General features: G+C 63.7%; 4 protein-coding genes, 1 tRNA gene and 2 pseudogenes. 6 read left to right on the top strand and 1 reads right to left on the bottom strand.

Annotated elements, in window-relative coordinates:
- A pseudogene (locus Q0A15_RS12620) lies at nucleotides 1-256 on the bottom strand (hypothetical protein); the annotation flags it as partial.
- Between the two features lie 196 nt (nucleotides 257-452).
- Between Q0A15_RS12620 and Q0A15_RS12615 the strand changes: the two are divergent.
- From Q0A15_RS12615 to Q0A15_RS12590, 6 genes and pseudogenes are all read left to right on the top strand, one after another.
- Nucleotides 453-526: transfer RNA gene (locus tag Q0A15_RS12615), tRNA-Pro, on the top strand.
- A gap of 73 nt (nucleotides 527-599) precedes the next feature.
- Nucleotides 600-1943, top strand: a complete 1344-nt coding sequence (tig, locus tag Q0A15_RS12610) for a trigger factor (RefSeq protein WP_291279878.1) — start codon at nucleotides 600-602, stop codon at nucleotides 1941-1943.
- Between the two features lie 206 nt (nucleotides 1944-2149).
- A complete protein-coding gene (locus Q0A15_RS12605; protein ID WP_291279877.1) occupies nucleotides 2150-2770 on the top strand; it encodes an ATP-dependent Clp protease proteolytic subunit in 621 nt (206 codons plus the stop codon).
- A 103-nt stretch (nucleotides 2771-2873) separates the two neighbouring features.
- Nucleotides 2874-3500, top strand: coding sequence for an ATP-dependent Clp protease proteolytic subunit (locus Q0A15_RS12600; protein WP_291279879.1), 627 nt, complete (start codon nucleotides 2874-2876; stop codon nucleotides 3498-3500).
- A gap of 165 nt (nucleotides 3501-3665) precedes the next feature.
- Complete coding sequence (clpX, locus tag Q0A15_RS12595; protein WP_291279876.1) at nucleotides 3666-4940, top strand: ATP-dependent Clp protease ATP-binding subunit ClpX; 1275 nt, start codon at nucleotides 3666-3668, stop codon at nucleotides 4938-4940.
- 43 nt (nucleotides 4941-4983) lie between these two features.
- Nucleotides 4984-5346 (top strand): annotated as a pseudogene (locus Q0A15_RS12590) (disulfide bond formation protein DsbA); the annotation flags it as partial.

The raw sequence follows: 5346 nt of genomic DNA, 5'->3' as shown, positions 1-5346 counted from the left end.
CCGTGGTGGCATCCGTGGGCGATTCCGCCGTGGGACCAGCAGTGGACTCGGCCATGGGTTCGGAGGCGGGATCTGCATCCGAATCGGTACTCGGGGCCGGAGAATCCGTGGATCCTGGGTGTTGCGTGGCCTGCGTGGGCTGTGACGGTCCGGGCTCCGGAGTCTGCGCCTGCGCGGGGACGGAGGCGCAGAGGACTGCAGTCAGGCAGAGTGAGGTGGATGCGGTCAAGACCGCTAATCCGCGCGAGTGTGACACGGTAGCTCCTGAAGGGCATTCAAACGGTGATGTCAACCGGTTTACCACAACAGGTGGGTAAAACGATGATGCATGCCTAAATTGTTGCTGATGGGGCATCGCATGCGGCATCCGAATGACAGCGATTCCCGTGGTCGGGGACACACTGGTTCGGTCAACCGCTCTGTTGTGCGTAGACTGGTCTGGCGTTTGTGAACGGGGTGTAGCTCAGCTTGGTAGAGCGCGCGCTTTGGGAGCGCGAGGTCGCAGGTTCAAATCCTGTCACCCCGACTTTCCGTTTATTTCAACGCCGGCACCGCCGTCAGGGTGGTCCGGCCCAGCCAACCGTCAGGAGCACCACGCTGTGAAGAGCGCCGTCGAGAACCTCACGCCCACCCGGGTCAAATTGCACGTGGAGGTCCCGTTCTCCGAGCTGAAGCCTGGGATCGACGCTGCCTACAAGGAACTGGCCCAGCAGATGCAGGTCCCCGGCTTCCGTAAGGGCAAGGTTCCTGCTCGCCTGATCGATCAGCGCATCGGCCGCGGCTACGTCGTCGAGACCGCCATCAACAACGGCCTGGACGGCTTCTACAGCCAGGCCGTGTCCGAGGCCGAGATCTCCCCTCTGTCCCGCCCCGAGGTCGAGGTTGTGCAGGCACCCGGCATCGATGACGCCGACGCCGAGGGCGACCTGATCGTCGACATCGAGGTGGACATCCGCCCCGAGGTCGAGCTGCCTGACTACAAGGGCATCGAGGTCGAGGTCGAGGCCCGCGAGGCCGGCGACGCCGAGGTCGAGAAGGCCCTGGACGAGCTGCGCGAGCGCTTCAGCTCCCTGAAGCCCGTTGAGCGCCCCGCCGCCGACGGCGACTACACCACCATCGATCTCACCGCCACCATCGGTGACGAGACCGTGGACGAGGCAACCGGCCTGTCCTACCTCATCGGTTCCGGCAACATGCTCAAGGGCATGGACGAGGCCCTCGAAGGCCTCTCCGCCGGTGAGGACGCCACCTTCGAGACCGAGTTGGCGGGCGGCGAGCACGCCGGCGAGACCGCTCAGGTCAAGGTTGTCCTCTCCGCCGTCAAGGAGCGCGAGCTCCCCGAGGCCGACGACGACTTCGCTCAGCTGGCCTCCGAATTCGACACCATCGCCGAGCTGCGCGAGTCCCTGGTCGAGAAGGCCGCTCAGGACGTCGTCACCGAACAGGGCGTCGAGGCTCGCGAGAAGGTTCTCGAGAAGCTCGTCTCGCTGGTCGAGGTCCCTGTCCCTGAGTCCGTCATCGAGGAGCAGGTGGAGCAGCACTTCTCCCAGAGCCAGGAAGAGGACCACGACACCGAGGAGCACCGCGCCGAGGTCCGCCAGAACACCATCGACGCCTTCCGCAACGAGATCATCCTCGACGTCGTTGCCAAGGAAGAGGACGTCGACGTGGACCAGGGTGAGCTCATCGAGTACCTGATCCAGATGTCCCAGCAGTACGGCATGGACCCCAACCAGTTCGCCCAGATGCTGGACGGCGCAGGCCAGGTCCCCGCCATGTTCGGTGAGGTCCGCCGCCGCAAGGCGCTGGCCAAGGTCCTCGAGTACGCCAAGGTCACCGACTCCAAGGGCGTCGAGGTGGACCTGTCCGCCTTCGTGAAGCCTGTGGAAGAGGACGAGGCAGCCGAGGAGACCGAAGAGGTCGCCGAGGACGAGGCCAAGTGATCTGACGCGCACCAGCGCGACGACGACAGGGCCGTCACCCGCCAGGGTGACGGCCCTGACGCGTACCCGGCCACCAAGCCGTCGGGCACAAGCATCCCCGCAAACGTGCGCCTACAGCGAAACGGACCCCAACACATACCTGGGGCGGCGTTGGGATCGGTAGGGTCAAGACCAAGACAGATCATTCATGGAAGAGGGAAGCGAAGATGACCGAGAACGTCACCCCGCGTATGGCCTCCGTTGACCCGGCGGGTCGCGAGGACTACATCTACAACCGCCTCCTCAAGGAGCGCATCATCTGGCTGGGGACCGAGGTGGAGGACAGCATCGCCAACACCATCTGCTCGCAGCTGCTGCTGCTCTCCGCAGAGGACCCGGAAGCGGACATCAACCTCTACATCAACTCGCCCGGTGGCTCCATCACCGCAGGCATGGCCATCTACGACACCATGCAGTTCATCCCGAACGACGTGGTGACCATCGCGACCGGCCTGGCTGCCTCCATGGGGCAGTTCCTGCTCTCGTCCGGCACCAAGGGCAAGCGCTATGCGACCCCACACACCCGCATCCTGATGCACCAGCCCTCCGGCGGCATCGGTGGCACCGCCTCTGACATCCGCATTCAGGCCGAGCTCATCATGAACATGAAGAAGGTCATGAGCGAGCTGACTGCCGAGCAGACCGGCCAGAGCCTGGAGACCATCCTCAAGGACAACGAGCGGGACAACTGGTTCAACGCCACCGACGCCCTCGAGTACGGCTTCTTTGACCACATCGCCTCCAACGCTTCTCACGTCTCCGGTCACGGCGGCGTGGGCTCCAACTGAGTCGGCCGAGCACAGGACACATAAGGTTAAGGACCAAGCAATGTACTTCAACGCAAATAATGCTCCTGCCGGTGAGGCTCAGGGAACCGAGCAGGCTCCGGCCATGCCGAGCGCCCGCTACATCCTGCCCCAGTACGAGGAGCGCACTCCCTACGGCTTCAAGCGTCAGGACCCCTACGCGAAGCTCTTCGAGGACCGCATCGTCTTCCTGGGCGCCCAGGTGGACGACGCCTCCGCCGACGACGTGATGGCTCAGCTGCTGGTGCTCGAGTCCATGGATCCCGAGCGGGACATCACCATGTACATCAACTCGCCCGGCGGCTCCTTCACCGCCATGACGGCGATCTACGACACCATGCAGTTCATCCGTCCCGAGATCCAGACGGTCTGCCTGGGCCAGGCGGCCTCTGCTGCGGCAGTGCTGCTGGCGGCCGGCACCCCCGGCAAGCGTCTGGCTCTGCCCAACGCCCGTGTGCTGATCCACCAGCCCGCGCTGGGCGGCGGCGAACGTGGTACGGCAACGGACTTGCAGATCCAGGCCGACGAGGTCATCCGCATGCGTGAATGGCTCTCCACCACACTGGCGGACCTCTCCAACAAGAGTGCTGAGGAAGTGGACCGCGACATCGAACGTGACCTGTTCATGACCGCGGCGGGCGCCAAGGACTACGGCCTCGTGGATGAGGTCATCGCCTCCCGCAAGGTGCGTCCGGGGGCCCTGGGTCACTGAGTGCCCCTCAGGCGAGCCAGTATCGTAGGCGCGACATCTTTACGTCATAGGGTGTCGCGCCTGCGGCATGTTGTCAGGGTCCTCACCTAGAGTGGTGACAGGCAAGCACACTTGTACGGTCACCCAAACCAAACAAGGTCATCACGACGAATCGGAGACGAGCACATGAGCGAGAGTTCCGACCTGTTGAAGTGTTCCTTCTGCGGAAAGAGCCAGAAGCAGGTGCGTAGGCTCATCGCGGGCCCAGGCGTGTACATCTGCACCGAATGCATCGAGGTCTGCAACGAGATCATCGATGAAGAGGAAGTCGAAGTCACCGAGGACCCGCAGTTCGAGCTGCCCCGCCCTCAGGAGATCTTCGACCACCTCCAGGAATTCGTGGTGGGTCAGGACAACGCCAAGCGCGCCCTCGCCGTGGCCGTGTACAACCACTACAAGCGCACCAATGGCCAGGGCGCCTCGGGTCCAACCAAGTTGGAGACCCGCGAACTGGACGAGGTCGAGGTGGCCAAGTCCAACATCATGCTGATCGGCCCAACCGGGTCCGGGAAGACCTACCTGGCCCAGACCCTGGCACGTCAGCTCAATGTCCCCTTCGCCGTGGCCGATGCCACCAGCCTCACGGAGGCCGGTTATGTGGGCGAGGACGTGGAGAACATCCTGCTCAAGCTGATCCAGGCTGCCGACTTCGACGTGAAGCGCGCGGAGCAGGGCATCATCTACATCGACGAGATCGACAAGATCTCGCGCAAGTCGGAGAACCCGTCCATCACGCGTGACGTCTCCGGTGAGGGCGTGCAACAGGCCCTGCTGAAGATCCTCGAGGGCACCGTGGCCTCGGTTCCCCCGCAGGGTGGACGCAAGCATCCTCACCAGGACTTCATCCAGATCGACACCACCAACGTGCTGTTCATCGTGGCGGGCGCCTTCGCCGGTCTGGAAGAGATCATCGCCAGCCGCGCAGGCAAGAAGGGGATCGGCTTCGGCGCCCCGCTGAACCACCTCAAGTCCTCCGAGGTCTCCTACTCAGACGTGCAGACCGAGGATCTCGTGAAGTTCGGCCTGATCCCCGAGTTCATCGGCCGCCTCCCCGTCATCACCGCAGTGGAGAACCTGGACCGAGAGGCGCTCATCTCCATCCTGACGGAACCCAAGAACGCCCTGGTGAAGCAGTACCAGAAGATGTTCATGCTTGACGGCGTGGAGCTTGAATTCCGTCGGGAGGCGCTGGAAGCCATCGCCGACCTCGCGATCGAGCGGGGCACGGGCGCACGTGGCCTGCGTTCCATCCTGGAGGGATCCCTGGAGCCGGTCATGTTCGAGGTTCCCAGCCGCGACGACCTTCAGCGTGTGGTCGTCACACCTGAGGTGGTTCGCGACCAGGCCGCGCCGGAACTGGTGCTGCGTGAGGCAACACATCGGCGCCCCAAGTCAGCCTGACTCACAAGGTTTTCGTCGACTCAACAGAATTCGTTTGTAAGGAGTGACTTTGTCCAAGAACACTGTCGATTTCTGGTTCGATCCTTCCTGCCCGTTCGCCTGGTGTACCTCCCGCTGGATCATCGAGGTGTCCACGGTCCGCGACATCGAGATCAACTGGCGCATCATCAGCCTCGGCGTGGTCAACGAGGGCCGTGACCTTCCAGAGGGATACCGCGCCCACATCGACAAGACCTGGAACGCCGTGCGCGTGGTTGCGGCCGCCCAGGCCGCGGCACCCGAGAAGATCGGCGATCTCTACACGGCACTCGGAGTCCGGTATCACGACACCAAGGACGTGGACCTCGAGGACGACGCCGCCCGCAAGCAGGTCGTCGCCGATTCCCTCGCTGAGGCCGGCTTGGAT

The sequence above is a fragment of the Galactobacter sp. genome (assembly GCF_022712295.1).
In the GTDB taxonomy this organism is placed as follows: Bacteria; Actinomycetota; Actinomycetes; order Actinomycetales; family Micrococcaceae; genus Galactobacter.
The sequence above is the reverse complement of the archived record's forward strand: the minus strand, read 5'-3'. Positions and strand labels throughout refer to the sequence as shown.

Bases quoted from the DNA above. Each gene is read 5' to 3' on its own strand.
- Q0A15_RS12605 (WP_291279877.1), top strand. From the start codon at position 2,150: ATGACCGAGAACGTCACCCCGCGTATGGCCTCCGTTGACCCGGCGGGT.
- clpX (WP_291279876.1), top strand. From the start codon at position 3,666: ATGAGCGAGAGTTCCGACCTGTTGAAGTGTTCCTTCTGCGGAAAGAGC.
- Q0A15_RS12600 (WP_291279879.1), top strand. From the start codon at position 2,874: ATGCCGAGCGCCCGCTACATCCTGCCCCAGTACGAGGAGCGCACTCCC.